Source organism: Streptomyces sp. A01, assembly GCF_059026195.1.
The window spans coordinates 141,336-156,114 of record NZ_JBWLKN010000006.1 but is presented as its reverse complement, the minus strand read 5'-3'; the positions used below and the strand labels follow the sequence as shown (position 1 = coordinate 156,114).

At 72.6% G+C, this 14,779-nt stretch carries 14 protein-coding genes; 5 read left to right on the top strand and 9 right to left on the bottom strand.

The window, feature by feature from the left end; genetic code table 11:
• Positions 1-58 precede the first annotated feature (58 nt).
• The 4 genes from AC5P1B_RS10170 to AC5P1B_RS10155 are packed head-to-tail and all read right to left on the bottom strand — an operon-like array spanning position 59 to position 3,370.
• Complete coding sequence (locus AC5P1B_RS10170; protein WP_493886359.1) at positions 59-1,081, bottom strand: ABC transporter ATP-binding protein; 1,023 nt, start codon at positions 1,079-1,081, stop codon at positions 59-61.
• Positions 1,078-2,196 carry a FecCD family ABC transporter permease gene (locus AC5P1B_RS10165; RefSeq protein ID WP_493886358.1) on the bottom strand — a complete coding sequence of 373 codons (1,119 nt, stop codon included), beginning with the start codon at positions 2,194-2,196 and terminating at the stop codon, positions 1,078-1,080. The genes AC5P1B_RS10170 and AC5P1B_RS10165 overlap by 4 nt, the downstream gene beginning before the upstream one ends.
• Positions 2,193-2,345, bottom strand: coding sequence for a hypothetical protein (locus AC5P1B_RS10160; protein ID WP_493886357.1), 153 nt, complete (start codon positions 2,343-2,345; stop codon positions 2,193-2,195). The genes AC5P1B_RS10165 and AC5P1B_RS10160 overlap by 4 nt, the downstream gene beginning before the upstream one ends.
• Positions 2,342-3,370 (bottom strand): FecCD family ABC transporter permease, encoded by a 1,029-nt coding sequence (locus AC5P1B_RS10155; protein ID WP_493886600.1) that lies wholly within the window; start codon positions 3,368-3,370, stop codon positions 2,342-2,344. Before AC5P1B_RS10155 ends, AC5P1B_RS10160 begins: the two co-directional genes overlap by 4 nt.
• A 97-nt stretch (positions 3,371-3,467) precedes the next feature.
• Here AC5P1B_RS10155 and AC5P1B_RS10150 point away from each other — a divergent pair, with 97 nt between their 5' ends.
• Positions 3,468-4,148, top strand: coding sequence for an HAD family hydrolase (locus tag AC5P1B_RS10150; protein WP_493886356.1), 681 nt, complete (start codon positions 3,468-3,470; stop codon positions 4,146-4,148).
• Here the strand turns inward: AC5P1B_RS10150 and AC5P1B_RS10145 are convergent.
• Positions 4,127-4,363, bottom strand: a complete 237-nt coding sequence (locus AC5P1B_RS10145) for a hypothetical protein (protein WP_493886355.1) — start codon at positions 4,361-4,363, stop codon at positions 4,127-4,129. The two genes, AC5P1B_RS10150 and AC5P1B_RS10145, sit on opposite strands and share 22 nt — an antisense overlap.
• 194 nt (positions 4,364-4,557) lie before the next feature.
• Here AC5P1B_RS10145 and AC5P1B_RS10140 point away from each other — a divergent pair, with 194 nt between their 5' ends.
• The 3 genes from AC5P1B_RS10140 to AC5P1B_RS10130 all read left to right on the top strand — a co-directional run bounded on the left by AC5P1B_RS10140 (position 4,558) and on the right by AC5P1B_RS10130 (position 8,483).
• Positions 4,558-4,941 (top strand): cold-shock protein, encoded by a 384-nt coding sequence (locus AC5P1B_RS10140; RefSeq protein ID WP_493886354.1) that lies wholly within the window; start codon positions 4,558-4,560, stop codon positions 4,939-4,941.
• A 294-nt stretch (positions 4,942-5,235) separates the two neighbouring features.
• Entirely contained in the window at positions 5,236-6,042 is an 807-nt protein-coding gene (locus AC5P1B_RS10135) for a TetR/AcrR family transcriptional regulator (RefSeq protein WP_493886353.1), read from the top strand.
• A 128-nt stretch (positions 6,043-6,170) separates the two neighbouring features.
• On the top strand, positions 6,171-8,483 hold the full coding sequence (locus AC5P1B_RS10130) for a neutral/alkaline ceramidase (protein ID WP_493886351.1): 2,313 nt from the start codon (positions 6,171-6,173) through the stop codon (positions 8,481-8,483).
• 294 nt (positions 8,484-8,777) lie between these two features.
• On the opposite strand, the gene AC5P1B_RS10125 is transcribed toward AC5P1B_RS10130, so the two are convergent.
• The 4 genes from AC5P1B_RS10125 to AC5P1B_RS10110 all read right to left on the bottom strand — a co-directional run bounded on the left by AC5P1B_RS10125 (position 8,778) and on the right by AC5P1B_RS10110 (position 13,170).
• Positions 8,778-9,638 (bottom strand): 1,4-dihydroxy-6-naphtoate synthase, encoded by an 861-nt coding sequence (locus tag AC5P1B_RS10125; protein WP_493886350.1) that lies wholly within the window; start codon positions 9,636-9,638, stop codon positions 8,778-8,780.
• A complete protein-coding gene (gene mqnB, locus AC5P1B_RS10120; protein WP_493886348.1) occupies positions 9,635-10,678 on the bottom strand; it encodes a futalosine hydrolase in 1,044 nt (347 codons plus the stop codon). Before mqnB ends, AC5P1B_RS10125 begins: the two co-directional genes overlap by 4 nt.
• Positions 10,679-10,786: 108 nt before the next feature.
• Positions 10,787-11,314, bottom strand: a complete 528-nt coding sequence (locus tag AC5P1B_RS10115) for a hypothetical protein (protein ID WP_493886346.1) — start codon at positions 11,312-11,314, stop codon at positions 10,787-10,789.
• 26 nt (positions 11,315-11,340) lie between these two features.
• Positions 11,341-13,170 (bottom strand): MFS transporter, encoded by a 1,830-nt coding sequence (locus tag AC5P1B_RS10110; protein ID WP_493886344.1) that lies wholly within the window; start codon positions 13,168-13,170, stop codon positions 11,341-11,343.
• 361 nt (positions 13,171-13,531) lie between these two features.
• On the opposite strand from AC5P1B_RS10110, the gene AC5P1B_RS10105 reads away from it, so the two are divergent.
• Positions 13,532-14,527 carry a DUF3027 domain-containing protein gene (locus AC5P1B_RS10105; protein WP_493886342.1) on the top strand — a complete coding sequence of 332 codons (996 nt, stop codon included), beginning with the start codon at positions 13,532-13,534 and terminating at the stop codon, positions 14,525-14,527.
• Positions 14,528-14,779: the final 252 nt, after the last annotated feature.

Sequence of the window (14,779 nt, the reverse complement as noted above, 5' to 3'; positions counted from 1 at the left end):
TGTACGAGGGGAGGGAGGTGTGGGGGGAGGCAAAGGGGGGGCGGAACCCGTGGGGGCGTCAGTGCGTGTCCTGGGGGGCGTCGGCCGCCTGCCCCGCCACAGCCGGGGCGCTGGCTCCCGCCGTCGCCTGCCACGGTGCGCCGGGGATGACCAGCGGGCTGCCCGTCACCGGGTCGGGGACGACGACCGACTCCAGGCCGAAGACCTGGCGTACGAGGTCCTCCGTCACCGTCTCGGCCGGGCTGCCCTGCGCGACGATCCGCCCGGCCTTCATGGCCACCAGGTGATCCGCGTACCGGGCGGCCTGGTTGAGGTCGTGCAGCACCGCGACGACCGTGCGGCCCCGTTCGTGGTTCAGCTGCCGGATCAGGTCGAGCACCTCGACCTGGTGCGAGATGTCGAGGTAGGTCGTCGGCTCGTCGAGCAGCAGCAGGTCGGTCTCCTGGGCGAGCGCCATGGCGATCCACACGCGCTGCCGCTGGCCGCCGGACAGCTCGTCGACGGGGCGTTCGGCGAGCGCCGACACGTCCGTACGGTCCATCGCGTCGCTGACCGCCCGCTCGTCCTCGTCCGACCACTGCTGCCACCAGTGCTGGTGCGGCTGGCGGCCCCGTGAGACGAGGTCGGCGACGGTGATCGCCTCGGGGGCTACCGGCGTCTGCGGAAGCAGTCCCACGGTCTGCGCGATCTTCTTCGTCGGGATGCGGCTGAGGTCGGTGCCGTCAAGGAGGACCGCGCCGCGACGCGGCTTGAGCAGCCGTCCCAGGGCGCGCAGCAACGTGGACTTGCCGCACGCGTTGGGGCCGACGATGACCGTGACCGCGCCGTTGGGTATGTCGAGGTCGAGGCTCTCGACGACGGTGCGGTCCTCGTAGGCGAGGGTCAGCTCGCGGGCGGCGAGCCTGCTGCCGGGCGCCGAGCCGTTCGTGCCGGCACCGGCCTCCGCACGATCGCCTGGCACCGTGGCCCCGGCCTCCGCGCCGGGCCTGGCTTCCGCCGTGGCCCCGGCCCCGGCCTCCGCTTCCGGCCCGGCTTCCGCCTTGGTGGGCGCGGAGTCGCCCTCGGGAGCTGCGTTGGTCATGCCTTGCCTCCGGTACGGCTGTGGATGCTGGCGTCCTTCACGATGAGCCAGATCAGATACGGGGCGCCGATCGCCGCGGTCAGCACGCCGACCGGCAGCTCGGTCGGCGCGAACAGCTTGCGGGCCAGCAGATCCGCCGTGACCACGATGAACGCGCCGAGCAACGCCGAGCAGAGCAGCGGGATCTGGGCGGTGCGGGTCATCCGGCGGGCGATCTGCGGGGCGAGCAGCGCGACGAAGTCCACAGGACCGGCCGCGCCGGTCGCCAGTGACGCGAGGAGGACTCCCAGCAGTACGAGGCCGAGCCGCACCCGGCCGAGCCTGACGCCGAGGGCGGTGGCCGTGTCGTCGTCCATCGACACGGTCCGCTGGGCCCGCGCGGCCCAGAAGACGCACGGGAGCAGGACCAGCAGCGCTAGGGCCAGCGGGTCGGCCTCGTCCCAGCCACGTCCGTTGAGCGAGCCGGTCATCCACACCTGCGCCTGCTGGGCGACGAGGTAGTCGCCCTTGGTCAGGAAGAGCTGGGTGACGGAGCGCAGCGCGACCGCGAAGCCGATGCCGATGAGGACGAAGCGCGCGGCGTGCAGGCCACCGCGCCAGGCGAAGACGTAGACGAGGGTGGCGGCCGCGAGCCCGCCCGCGACGGAGAGGTAGGGGAGCACGGCGTACGAGGTGACGCCGTAGGTCATCGCGCCCACGGTGAGCGCGCTCGCGCCCTGGGTGACGCCGATGATGTCGGGGCTGGCGAGCGGATTGCGGGCGACGGTCTGGATGAGGGCGCCCGCGACACCGAACGCGGCGCCGACGAGCACGCCGAGCGTCATACGGGGGAGCCGCAGGGTCTCCACGACGAGCCGGTCGGGGGACGGCTGCCCGAGGAGGACCTTGACGGCCTCGGCGGGGGCGACGGCCGTCTCCCCGACGCACAGATACGCCACGCAGGAGGCGGCGAGCAGCGCGGTGAGGACGGCGGCGACGGCGGCGGCACGGCGATGCAGCAGAAAGGAGCCGCGCCCGGCCCGGACGAGGGTGTACCCGGCGGGCCGCACGGCCGCCCGGCGCCTGGCGCCGTCGCGCGGCTCCGTTGGCTCCGTGCGCGTGTCCACGGCCGTCATCGGGTCACCGCCTGGTGGTGGTGGGTGGCGTGGTGGTGGGCGACGGCGCACGGGGAGACGGGGCCGCTGGGTGCCGCGGCGCGGACCATGGCTGGCGCGGGCGCGCGCGTGGCGGCTGGGATGTTCTTCGTGGTCAGCGGGTGCGTCACGCCGCCACCGCCTTGCGGCGGACAAGGGCCACCAGGAAGGGCACGCCAATCAGTGCGGTCATCACGCCCGCCGGCACCTCGCTCGGGGGGAAGACGATGCGGCCGATCACATCGGAGACGAGCAGCATGACCGGGCCGATCAGGGCCGCCATCGGGAGCACCCAGCGGTGGTCGGTGCCCACGATCGCGCGGGCGATGTGCGGTACGGCCAGGCCGACGAAGGCGATGGGCCCGGCTGCGGCGACGCCCACGCCGGTGAGCACCGTCGCGCCGAGGCCGCCGACGATCCGTACGGTGGCGACGTTCTGGCCGAGCCCCTTGGCGACGTCCTCACCGAGCGCGAGCGCGTCAAGGCCGCGCGCCACCGCCAGGACGAGTACGACCCCCACCACCAGGAACGGCCATATCTGTCCGGCTACCTCGGCGTCCCGGCCCGACAGGGAACCGACCTGCCAGAAGCGGAACTCGTCGAGCGCCGCGGCCTTGGTGGTGAGGACGGCCATGGTGACGGAGACGAGCAGCGCGTTGATCGCGGCGCCCGCCAGCGCGAGCTTGACGGGGGTGGCCCCGCCGCGCCCGCGCGCGGCGACGGCGTAGACGCAGACCGCCGCGACACCGGCGCCGACGAAGGCGAACCACACATAGCCGGTGAGGGTGTGGATCGAGGCGTACGCGATGGCGAGCACCACGCCGACCGAGGCGCCCTGGCTGATGCCGAGGATGCCCGGGTCGGCGATGGGGTTACGCGTGATGCCCTGCATGACGGTGCCCGCCAGTGCCAGCGCGGCGCCGACCATCAGGCCGACGAGGGTGCGGGGCAGCCGCATGGTGCGGACGACTTCGGCGGCGTCGCTGGAGCCGCCGTGCAGCAGCGCGTCGAAGACGGCGGATGGCGCGATCTGGCGGCTGCCGACGGCGAGGCTGAGCAGCATCGCGAGGAGCAGGGCGAGGGTGGCGACCGCCGTCCAGCCGATGCGGCGGCTGACCAGGGAGGCTCTGGGGCTGCTGGTCGGGGCGGCGGACATCGGTTCCATTCGCGTAGCGCACGAAGGCGGACTTATGATCTTGATGCCTGGTTAGGCAAGGCTAAGTGTACGGGCGGCAGGCGGCAGAATATCGACCATGTCCTCGCTACCGCACGCCCACGCCGTAGACGGTCCCCAGGCCCCCCGCGCCCTCACGGTCGGCTTCGACCTCGATATGACGCTCATCGATTCCCGGCCAGGTATCAAGGCGGCCTACGAGGCGCTGTCGGCGGAGACCGGCACCTTCATCGACGTGGATCTCGCCATCACCCGGCTCGGCCCGCCCCTCGAACAGGAACTCGCGCACTGGTTCCCCGACGACCAGATCCAGACCGTCGGCGACCGCTACCGCGAGCTGTACCCGGCCCACGCCATCGAGCCCACCCTCGCGCTCGCCGGTGCCCGTGAGGCCATCGCCGCCGTCCAGGGCCACGGACCGGCGGATGCGGGCGGCGGCCGGGCGATCGTCGTCACGGCCAAGCACGAACCCAACGCCAAGCTGCACCTCGCCCACCTCGGCATCGAGGCCGACGCGGTGATCGGCTGGCTGTGGGCCGAGGCCAAGGCGGAGGCGCTGCACGAGTACGGCGCCAGCGTCTACGTCGGCGACCACACCGGTGACGTACGGGGCGCCCGTACGACGGGAGCGCTCTCCGTCGCGGTGGCCACCGGGCCGTGCGACGCGGACGAGCTGCGCGCGGCCGGGGCCGACGTCGTCCTCGCCGACCTGACCGAGTTCCCCGCGTGGTGGCGGGGTTACGTGGCGGACCTGGCCTGACGCCGCTGCGCCGCGATCGACGTCAGCAGCCCTGCCGCGGCGACGAGGAAGCCGACACCCATCAGCATCGACACGAAGTAGGCGGGTGTCGGCAGCCGGTCCATGCCCAGCAGCAGCGGGGTGACCGTGACGAGAGTGGCCACCGCGCCGACCAGGAAGACAATCGCGCCGATCCGGACGAGCAGATCCCCTGTGCGGGAAGTTTCATTACTCACGCGACAAGGGTAGGTCCCCTACCTGCGAAGTCGAGACCGCCATGGGTCGTCACGGAGCAGGAACCACGCGGGTACGTCTTGTCACCAGGCTCCGGACCATTAGCCTTGGTGGCGGCGGGTCTTGCGACCCGCTGTAGTGCTATCCAGAGCTGTTTTCCGTTGTTTCCCGACGAGTTACGAGGACGAGGACAGACGTGCCTACCGGCAAGGTCAAATGGTTCAACAGTGAGAAAGGCTTCGGCTTTCTCTCCCGCGACGACGGCGGCGACGTCTTCGTTCACTCGTCAGTACTCCCAGACGGCGTTGAAGCGCTCAAGCCAGGACAGCGCGTCGAGTTCGGCGTCGTCGCCGGAAACCGTGGTGACCAGGCACTTTCTGTAACCATCCTTGATCCGACCCCCTCGGTCGCGGCCGCGCAGCGGCGCAAGCCGGACGAACTGGCCTCGATCGTCCAGGACCTCACGACGCTGCTGGAGAACGTCACACAGCAACTCGAACGCGGCCGGTATCCGGACAAGGCGCACGGCAGCAAGATCGCGGGCATGCTGCGGGCGGTAGCGGATCAACTCGACGTCTAGCGCTCCGCCGTCGCCGCGCGCCCCCTCGGTGATCCAGCGCTCCCTCGTATCGGCAGTGGTCCCGCGTCCGCGTTCGTCGTGTGACGCGGGACACCGCCTTCCGGGCAGTGGTGAAAGCCGAGATTTTTTCTTGTTCCGGGAGTCTGATGACCGGGAGTCTGATGTCTCTGATGTCTGGGAGTCTGATGTCCGGCGGTCTGGTTTCCGGGAGGCTGGTCCTCGTGTCCCCCGCCTCGTCGCCGCCCGCCTCGCGCCCTGCCGGGCTACCGGGCTGTGCGGCTGGATGAGGAGCGGATGAACGCGCGGACATCAGCCGAACGCCGACGGGAGCCGGAGCGCCCAGGGCCGTCCCGTGGGCCGGAGCGTGCCGGTGGTGGGGCCGCCGAGCAGGCGAAGCCGTTCAGCGCGCTGCGGCGCGAGCCCCGGCAGCGGCGCAGCCGAGAGAAGGTCGACCGGATTCTGGACGCCGCCGTGGCGCTGGTCGTCCAGGAGGGGTATCCGGCGGCGACCACGACCCGCATCGCCGAACGGGCCGGGGTCGGGCTGGCCACGCTGTACGGATTCTTCGCGGACCGCAGAGCGGTCTTCCGGGCGGCCTCCGCCCGGAACCTCGACGCCTTCCTCGACCGGCTCGACCGGCTGATGGCCGGGGCCGGGTTCGCGCACTGGTGCGACGCCGCCGTCGCCGGGTTCGACGAGTACGTCCGCATGACGCGGGCCGACCCCGGCTTCCGGATGGTGCTGTTCGGTGACGTGGCCGACGACCGGCTGCTGGCCGAGGGGCGCCGCAACGACGAGGTGGTCGCCGACCGGCTGGCGGCCCTTGTCGCCGAACGCTTCGACGTGGAGCCGGACGCGCGGGTGCGGACGGCGCTGCTGATGGGCGTCGCCGCCGGAGACGCCCTCGTCAAGCTGGCGTTCGAGCGTGACGCACAGGAGGGTGACCCGGCCGTGCTCGCTGAGGCGCGCAGGGTGGTGCAGGGCATTTTCGAGCGCGGGGCGGGCGTGCGCGCGGCTCTCCCCGAGGCCCCGCCCGAGGTTCTGCCTGAGGCCCTTCCAGGTGCGTCCGGGGGCGGGGGACCGTTCGGCCAGAAAAGCTGATTAGGTTTTCGGTTTTCTGCTGACGCCGTATTGACCGGGCAGTAACCACGGTTCCATTCTGAGGAGCGGTCGCCGGGCGGAGCCCTCGTACCCGGGGGCCACTTCCCCCTCACAGTCAGGCACTGCGCATGTCATCACGCACGTCCTGTACCCCCGGCGACCACCCCACGAGCCGTCAGCCGCGCCTCTCCCAGGACGGCACCTCCCAGGACGGCGCCTCCCAGGACGGCGCCTCCCAGGACGGCACCTCCCGGGACGGCACCTCCCGGGACGGCGCCTCCCAGCCGTCCTCGGTCAGGAATCCCCTCGCGGCCGACGGGCGCGGTGAAGACCGGTCCGCACCGCACCCGCGCCGCTCCGCCCGCCGCCCGCACGGCCGCCGCTCCCGGGGGTGGACACGCGCCGTGCTCGGCGGACTTCTCGCCGCACTCGTCGCCTCCAGCCTCACCGGTGCCGGGCCCGCGGCGGCGGACCGGTCGCCCGGGGGCGAGAGGGTCCAGGCTGCCGCCGGTGGCGGATACCGGGTCGGCGTCGGCCTCGCCGATATCACCGGCGAGGCCGCCGAGACCGGGATGATGGGCTACGCCCGCCTCGACCAGAAGACCTCCGGCATCCACACCCGGCAGTGGGCGCGCGCCTTCGTCATGGAGCAACCCGGCGGCGGGCGCACGGTGTTCGTCAGCGCCGATGCCGGGATGATCATGCAGGGCGTGCACCAGGAGGTCATCCGCAGGCTCGGCGACCGGTTCGGGTCCCGGTACACGGAGAGCAACGTCGTCCTGTCCGCGACGCATACGCACGCGGGACCGGGCGGGCACTCGCACAACGTGCTGTACAACCTCACCACGCTCGGCCACCAGAAGAAGACGTACGAGGCCATCGTTTCCGGAATCGTCGCGTCCATCGTCTCCGCCGACGCCGACCGCGCCCCCGGCACCGTGAAGATCGCGAGCGGGAACCTGCGCGGCGCGAACGTCAACCGGTCCGCGGCCGCCTTCCGCCGCAACCCGGCGGCGGAACAAGCCCGCTTCCCCGGTGAGGTGGACACGCGGATGACGGTGCTCCGCTTCGAGCAGGCCGGGCGCCCGGTCGGGATGCTCAGCTGGTTCCCCACCCACGCGACCTCCATGACTCCCGAGAACACGCTGATCAGCGCGGACAACAAGGGTTACGCCTCGTATCAGGTGGAGCACGACACGTACGGCGTGGACGGCGCGGACGAGCGCGGGAAGTTCGTCGCCGCTTTCGCGCAGACCAACGCCGGGGACATGTCGCCGAACCTGCGCGACGGCGGCGCCCACGGCCCGACCGACGACGAGTTCGAGAACACGAGGATCATCGGTAAGCGCCAGGCCGACAAGGCCCTTGAGCTGTTCAACGGCGCCAAGGAAGTCCTCACCGGCCCCATCGACCACCGCCAGCGGTACGTCGACTTCTCGAAGGTCGACGTCAAAGGCCGCCACACCCCGGACGGCAAGGCGCACCGCACCTGCCAGGCGGCCCTGGGCCAGGCGTTCACCGCGGGCGCCGAGGACGGTCCTGGACCCGACATCGTCGACGAGGGCGACCTGAAGGCCAACCCGCTGCTCGTCGGCCTCGGCGCGGTCATCACCCCGGCCTCCCCGGAACTGCGCGCGTGCCAGGCGCCGAAGCCGGTCTTCCTCGCGACCGGCGCGCAGCGCCCCGCGTGGACACCGCAGATCCTGCCCGTCCAGATCGTCAGAATCGGGCAGTTGAGCCTCACAGCCGCGCCCGCCGAGTTCACCGTCGCCGCTGGTCACCGGGTCACCGACGTGGTTTCCGACGAGCTCGGCGACTCCTCCCGGCACACGGTCTTCGCGGGCTACTCCAACGCGTACAGCCAGTACGTCACGACCCCCGAGGAGTACGACGCCCAGCACTACGAGGGCGCCTCCACCCACTTCGGCCGGTACACCCTCCCCGCCTACCAGCAGGAGTTCGCCGCACTCGCCGCCTCCCTGCGGGAGGGCACACCCACCCCGAGCGCGGTACGGCCGCCGTGGCTCGGCGACCGCCAACTCAGCTTCCAGCCCGGCGTGGTGCTGGACGCGGCGCCCGCCGGTAAGGGCTTCGGCGACGTCAGCGAGCAGCCCGCCGGGAGCTACCAGCGCGGCCAGCGCGCCAAGGCGTCCTTCTATACCGGCCACCCGAAGAACGACCTGCGCTCCGAGGGCACCTTCCTTGAGGTGCAGCGGCGCGACGGCGGCACATGGCGGACGGTGGCCACCGACAACGACTGGTCGACGGTCTACCGCTGGAAGCGCGAGTACCTGGCCGTCTCCACGGCCCGCATCAGCTGGGACATCCCCCGCGACGCCGCGCCCGGCGACTACCGCATCGTCCACCACGGCGACGCACGCTCACTCGGCGGCGCCGTCAGCCACTTCACGGGCACATCCCGGACATTCACCGTCCACTGAGCGCACGCCCACCCGCACGCGCGCACGCGTGGCGGGCGGACCGTACGGACGTGCGGGCAGTGCGCGCAGGCAGTGCGTACGAGCCGTGCGTACGAGCCGTGCTACGAGCCCGGCACGGGCGCCCCGCTGGCGGAGCGGGGTGCGCGGCGCCGTGGGGGAGAGCCGTGCGGGGAGGCACCTGGCAGGGGCAGCCTCCCCGCACGCTGCTCGCGGCAGACGGCAGACGGCAGACGGCAGACGGCAGACGGCAGACGGCAGACGGCAGACGGCAGACGGCGGTGGCCGTCCGTCCGGTCAGCCGAAGTCCAGCGCGGTGGGGCTCAGTGGCGGAACCAGGCCCTCGGCCGCGGCCCGCGTCAGCAGTCCGCGCACGGCGGCGTAACCGTCCTCCCCGAGGTCGGCGGTGAACTCGTTGACGTACAGGCCGATGTGCTGGTCGGCCACGGCCGGGTCCATCTCCTGCGCGTGGCCCAGCACGTACTCACGGGACGCCAGCGGGTCGTCCCAGGCCAGCCGCACCGAGGTGCGGGCCGCTTCCGCCAGCGCGCGCAGCCGCTCGCCGCCCAGCTCCCGCTTGGCGATGATCGCGCCCAGCGGGATCGGCAGGCCGGTGGTCGCCTCCCAGTGCTCGCCCATGTCGGCGAGGCGGTGCAGCCCGTAGTCCTGGTAGGTGAAGCGGGCCTCGTGGATGACGAGACCGGCGTCCACGGAACCGTCCCGCACGGCGGGCATGATCTCGTGGAACGGCAGGACCTTGACGTGACCGACATCCCCCGGCACCTCGGCGGCGGCCCACAGCCTGAAGAGCAGGTAGGCGGTCGAGCGCTCGCTCGGCACGGCGACCGTCTTCCCCGCCAGGTCCGCGGGGCGCGCGGGTCCGTTGGTCAGGACGAGCGGGCCGCAGCCGCGCCCGAGCGCGCCACCGCACGGCAGCAGGGTGTACCGGTCGAGCACCCAGGGCAGCACCGCGTACGACACCTTCAGGACGTCGAACTCGCCGCGCTCGGCCATGCCGTTGGTGATGTCGATGTCGGCGAACGTCACATCGAGTTCGGGGGCGCCGGGGACCCGGCCGTGGGCCCACGCTTCGAAGACGAACGTGTCATTGGGGCACGGCGAGTAGGCGATGCGCAGGGGGCGGCTGTCGGTCGTCAAGGCGTCCTCCTCGGGCGGGGCGCGGCTGCGTCTGCTTCTGCGGTGCGCGAGCCCGCGCCGGGGGCCGGTGGCGGGTCCGAGCCGTCGGCCGGGGCCGCGTCACGGGCCGGGCCGGTGTCCGGGCGCGGGGGGCCTTGCCGGGTGTCCGGGGCGTCGCCCGCCCAGTCGGCCTGGGCGAAGGTCCGGGGCAGTACGCGGGTGAGCGCGGCGAAGGCGTGAGCGAGGGCTGCCAGCGCGTCGCCGATCCGCCAGGCGGCGCGGTCGCGCGGGCCCACCGCGTTGGAGACGGCACGGATCTCCAGCACCGGCACTCCGTGCGCCGCGGCGGCCTCGGCGACACCGAAGCCCTCCATCGCCTCGGCCACCGCGCGGGGGTGCCGGGCGGCGAGCGCGGTGGCGCGGGCGGCGGTGCCGGTCACGGTGGAGACGGTCAGCACCGTCCCACGCACCGCCCCGGTCGCCTCGGCGACGGCCTGGACGAGCCGCGCGGGCGGGCGGTGCTCGACGGTGCCGAAGCCCAGCTCGGTGACGGCGGCGAAGCCGTCGGGGGTCTCGGCCCCGAGGTCGGCGGCGACGATCGCCTCAGCGACGACGACGGCCGCCAGCGGCGCCTCGGCCCGCCCGGAAGCACCGGAGAGCAGAGGAGCCCCGGGACGCCCTGCGGCGTCGGGCTGGTCGGCGGCACCAGGCTGGCCGGAGGAGGGCACCGGCGGCCAGTTGGCGGCGGTGAAGCCGCCGCCGATTCCCGCCGAGACGACGAGGTCGTACGGGGCGTCCTCGGCTATGGCGGAGGCCAGGGCGCTGCCCGTCACCGCCGCCGAGGCGGCGGGCCCGACGCCGGCGGCCAGTACGTCGACCGTCAGGGCGTCCAGGGTCAGCGCCTCGTCGGTGCCGGCGACAGGCAGGGCCAGCTGCCTGCGCGGGTGGCCGGGAGCGCCGGGCAGGGCATGTTCGGCGCCCTCGAAGGCACCGGCCTCCAGGACGCCCCGTACCACCGCGTCCCGCTCGGCCGGCACGGCGGTGATGATCAGGGCGCGCATCGGCTCAGCCCCTCAGTCGAGTACGTCGGTGGGGTGGTGGGGTGGGTGGAGCGGGTGCGGTCGCGGAGTGATCCGCGACCGCGTACGGCCTGCTGGGTCAGTCGCGCGTCACCTGTCGCGCTCCAGCTGGAAGTGCCACATCCCCTTCGGGCCCTCGTTCTTCGAGAGCTCCACGATGGCGATGGTGACCTTCTTCTGCATGCCGACGGTCTGGCCGGTCTGCGGGTCCTTCTGCTCGAACAGGTCATCACCGTCGAAACTGCGGTAATTGTCCTTGCTCGGTTCCTTCATCAGCGGGTTGGTGGAGACCATGACCCAGCCGGACTCGGCGATCTCCGGTTCCACGCCGATGCGCACCTTCTCGCCCGGCTTCACCTTGATCGACTCGCCCGCCTTCTTCGACAGGCACGCCTTGGTGGTCTTCTCGCTCAGGACGTCACCATCGCCGTAGCAGCCCTTGGTGGCCTCGGAGTTCACCGAGTCCGTGCCCACGGTCACGGTGGCGAGAGGGGTCGGCTTGTCACAGGCGGCAAGGGTGATCAGCCCGAGGGATACGGCACCAACGGTGGCGGCGACGCGGCGGCCCTTGCGCCAGGACGACATCGAAGTGCGGCTCCGCCGCGTGGCAGTGGTCATGCTGGCAGGCTATCGGGCCGCGCACTTCACGCCACGCGCGGGTGCGGCGTGCCGCGCCTGGCCGCCCCGAGCAGGCCCCGTACGGTCGCGAGTATCCCCAGCGTGAGGAATCCCGCCGCGACCGACATGCCGAGCGGCCCGTTCAGCGGCAGCGCGATGCCGATCGCCCCGCCGACCACCCAGGACATCTGGAGCGCGGTCTCCGAACGGGCGAATGCGGAGGTCCGGACGTTTTCCGGGACATCCCGCTGGATCAGCGCGTCCAGCGAGAGCTTGCCGAGCGCCTGCGACATGCCCGCGACAGCGGTGAGCACGGCGACGGCGATCTGGCTGTAGAGCACGGCGGCGGTGACCGCGGCGCCCAGCGCGCCCGTCAGCACCACCGCGATGATCAGCTCGGGGCCGCGGGTCCGCAACCCGGCGCCGATGGCCGTGCCCAGAGCGTTGCCCACGCCCGCCGAGACCGCCACGATCCCCAGCGACAGCTCGGGGCCCAGTCCGCCCAGCGGATGCTCGCGCAGCATGAAGGCGAGGAAGAACGTCAGGAAGCCGGAGAGCACGCGCAGCGTGCCGTTGGCGGGCAGCGCGTGCAGCACGGACGAGCCGACGGTCCGCAGCCCGGGGCGCTTGGGCGGCCGCTCGGTGACGTCGGAGGTCCCGACGACGACCACGCCAGGGTCCTCGCTGCGGTCCACGCCATGGTCCACGTCGCCGTTCGCGGCGGCGTTCCCGGCACTGTTTGCGGCACCGTTCCCGGCGTACGCGCTGTGGCCGGTGTGGTCGCCGGTGCCGTCGGTGGTCTCATCGCCCGGCTGCCCGGCCGCCCTGTCACCCGGCTGGTCCCCGGCCGCGGTCCCTGTCGTATCGACCGGCGCGGTGCCGGTCACGATGCCGGTCGCGGTGCCGGTCGTGTCCTCGGGCCCGGCCTCCAGGCCGTCGCGAGCCCGCTCGCCGGTCGCCACGTCAGCGCCCTCGCTGCCGCCGTCCGGGCCGCCACCGATGGTGCCCTCGACGGCCAGATTGCCGCGCGTTACGCCGCCGCCACCCACGCCGGTCGCGGCCACCTCACGGTGATGTCTGAGCGGCAGGTGGGGGTGCGCGTGCGGCAGGAGGTGCGGGGGGTGGGCGATCAGGTGGGCGGTCGCCTCGCCCTTCGCCGAGTCCACCTTGTGCGGCAGCGTGAAGCACAGGATCGTGCCGAGGGTGAATACCGCGCAGGCCCCGTACAGCGGCCAGGCGGCTCCCAGCTGATGCAGCCCGGCGCCGATCGGCGCGGCCAGCCCGGTCGCGAGGAGTCCCGCGAGCGTCACCCGCGAATTCGCCTTGACCAGCGAGAACCGCAGGGGCAGCAGACGCGGGACGACGGCGGAGCGGACCACTCCGTACGCCTTGGACGCCACCAGCACACCGAGGGCCGCCGGATACAGCTCCAGCCCACCGCCCGAGACCGCGTCCGCCATGGTCAGCGCCAGCAGCGCGCGGGTCAGCATCGCGGTGGCCATCGCCGCACGGCGGCCGTGCGGCACCTTGTCCAGCAGCGGCCCGATGACGGGGGCGAGCAGCGCGAAGGGGGCCATGGTGATCGCCAGGTAGAGCGCCACCCGGCCGCGCGCCTCGTCGGTCGGTACGGAGAAGAAGACGGTCGATGCGAGGGCGACGGTGATCATCATGTCGCCCGCGGAGTTGACCGCGTGCAGTTCGATCAGTTTCCCGAGCCCGGATTCGCCCGCACCGTGGGCGTGGGTAGCCCTCCGCACGCCGCGTGCCGTGCAGGAGAACGGGCGGCGCAGTGCGCGGCCGAAGGCTCTGACCGGCCTGCGAGCCGGGCCGCCCTCGGCGATCCTCGTGCCTTTCACCACGACATCGTCTACCCAATCTGGCCGCGGTAGGCGACTTTCGATCGCTTCTCGGGTGCGTTTCTCACGCTTGCCGCAGCGTGCCGCCACCAGAAACGGGTCACGGAGTGGCAGCGGGAGCGAGGTGGGGGTGGGGCGGGCGCGGCTCGACAAGGTAGCGTGCCTAACGCGCCACTGGCGGTCGTTCTTGGCCACGCACCGGGTCACTATCCCGCAGAATGGGACGTACTAGGTGCGCCCGAGGCCGTTCGGGCGCGGACGTTGACGCGGTCCTGAGGTCCGCTCCGTCCGCTGTTCCGGCCGCTTGGCTGGCGCACTCGTGAGACGGCGTAGGAGAGAATCGATTCTTGTGAGTGCTGCGATGCGAAGCCGTACCCCAGACCGCTTGTGCGCCGAGGCGGTCGACCTTGCCCGTGAGGCGGCCGTAGAGGCGGCTCTCCCGGGAATGGTCGGCGAGCACGTCACCGCCGTCGCCGACGGAGACCGTGTCGTCACGCACTTCTTCGAGTGCGCGGAACCCGGCTACCGGGGCTGGCGATGGGCGGTGACCGTCGCCCGTGCCTCGCGCGCCAAGAACGTCACGCTGGACGAGACGGTGCTGCTGCCCGGACCCGACGCGCTCCTCGCGCCGGAATGGGTGCCGTGGAGCGAGCGGCTGCGTCCCGGCGACATGGGCCCGGGCGACCTGCTGCCGACCGAGGCCGAGGACCTGCGCCTTGAGCCGGGCTTCTCGGGTGAGGACGCCCCGCCGCCGAACTCCGTGCTGTCCGCCGACGAGCGCCCCGTGCTCTCCGCCGAGCTGGCGCAGCTCATCGACACCGAGGACGCGGTCGTCACGCCCGGCTCCCCGGCCGCCCAGCCGACCGTGTCGCCCACGCCCACGCCCACGGCCACGGCCGAAGGCCTCTCCGTCGACGAGAACGGCGCCGTGCTTCCGGCGAAGGCCACGATCGCCGCGGTCGCCGACGAGCTCGGCCTGGGCCGTGCGCGCGTCCTGTCCCGTTACGGGCTGCACATCGCCGCCGACCGCTGGGAGGAGTCGTACGGTGCGAAGACACCAATGGCCCAGGCGGCGCCCGCTTCCTGTATGACCTGCGGTTTCCTGATGTCGCTCGGCGGTTCGCTGCGACAGGCCTTCGGTGTGTGCGCGAACGAGTTCAGCCCGGCCGACGGCCGCGTCGTCTCGCTGACGTACGGCTGCGGCGGCCACTCCGAGGCGGCCGTCATGCCGAAGCCGCCACGCCCGGCGCCGCCGGTGATCGACGAGACGGTCGTGGACCCGCTGAGGCTCCGCCCGGACCGTACGGGCGGATCGGTCGAGCCGGACGGCCCGGCCGAGGAACTGGGCCATTCCTGACCCGTCCGCGGGCCGCGCCGCCTCGGGCGGGCGCCCCGGCCTGGCCCGGCGGACTGACCGGTCACCCGGCTGGGCGGCGACCGCGCGCGTCATGACCGGCTGCGCCGCCCGGGCCGCTGACGGCTGAGCGCCACTGCCCCTTCCGTGGCGTTCTTTCGGCCAGTCGCTCAGGCGTTTCCAGCCATGCCTCGGTCGGCTTCGACGCGGCTTCGGCCCGGCATCGACCCGGGTTCGGCCCGGCACCTGGTGAGA

Bases quoted from the DNA above. Each gene is read 5' to 3' on its own strand.
- AC5P1B_RS10170 (WP_493886359.1), bottom strand. From the start codon at position 1,081: ATGACCAACGCAGCTCCCGAGGGCGACTCCGCGCCCACCAAGGCGGAA.
- AC5P1B_RS10165 (WP_493886358.1), bottom strand. From the start codon at position 2,196: ATGACGGCCGTGGACACGCGCACGGAGCCAACGGAGCCGCGCGACGGC.
- AC5P1B_RS10155 (WP_493886600.1), bottom strand. From the start codon at position 3,370: ATGTCCGCCGCCCCGACCAGCAGCCCCAGAGCCTCCCTGGTCAGCCGC.
- AC5P1B_RS10150 (WP_493886356.1), top strand. From the start codon at position 3,468: ATGTCCTCGCTACCGCACGCCCACGCCGTAGACGGTCCCCAGGCCCCC.
- AC5P1B_RS10135 (WP_493886353.1), top strand. From the start codon at position 5,236: ATGAACGCGCGGACATCAGCCGAACGCCGACGGGAGCCGGAGCGCCCA.
- AC5P1B_RS10130 (WP_493886351.1), top strand. From the start codon at position 6,171: ATGTCATCACGCACGTCCTGTACCCCCGGCGACCACCCCACGAGCCGT.
- mqnB (WP_493886348.1), bottom strand. From the start codon at position 10,678: ATGCGCGCCCTGATCATCACCGCCGTGCCGGCCGAGCGGGACGCGGTG.
- AC5P1B_RS10115 (WP_493886346.1), bottom strand. From the start codon at position 11,314: ATGACCACTGCCACGCGGCGGAGCCGCACTTCGATGTCGTCCTGGCGC.
- AC5P1B_RS10105 (WP_493886342.1), top strand. From the start codon at position 13,532: ATGCGAAGCCGTACCCCAGACCGCTTGTGCGCCGAGGCGGTCGACCTT.